The sequence below is a fragment of the Anaerotignum faecicola genome, from assembly GCA_024460105.1.
Taxonomy (GTDB): Bacteria; Bacillota; Clostridia; order Lachnospirales; family Anaerotignaceae; genus JANFXS01.
In genome coordinates this window covers 1-394 of sequence record JANFXS010000542.1, presented here as the reverse complement: position 1 = coordinate 394, position 394 = coordinate 1, and the positions used below count along the sequence as shown (strand labels likewise).

The window sequence follows — 394 nt, the reverse complement described above, 5'->3', positions numbered from 1 at the left end:
ATCTGATTCAGATCGTGGACCTGCTGGAAAAGAAGGTTGCAGCGGAGGGGCTTGCGGCGCTGGCGGACGACGGATATCTGCCGGTTAATTTATGCATGCCGAGACGCCAGGAGATATTTGCCTGCATCGATCGCTGCCGCAGCATGATCTATTGAAGAACAGGCGGATTTTGAATTAGTAAAGGGGTCAGTCATGGAAGAAAAAAAACATCTGGTTGGGGGGATTTCCAGAAAGACGCTGGAACGCCTTCCTGTGTATCACCATTATCTGGAGCGCAGAGACTGCGAGGGACTCGTCAATATCTCCGCGCCGGTCATTGCGCTGGACTTACAGCTGAACGAAGTGCAGGTCCGTAAGGACATCGCCATGGTAGCGCGGTCGGCGGGAAAACCGA

1 protein-coding gene is annotated in these 394 nt (G+C 53.6%); it reads left to right on the top strand.

Features of this window, described 5'->3' with window-relative positions; translation table 11 throughout:
- Positions 1-192: 192 nt before the first annotated feature.
- The coding region (locus NE664_15300) for a redox-sensing transcriptional repressor Rex (protein ID MCQ4727998.1) at positions 193-394 on the top strand (202 nt) is incomplete at its 3' end.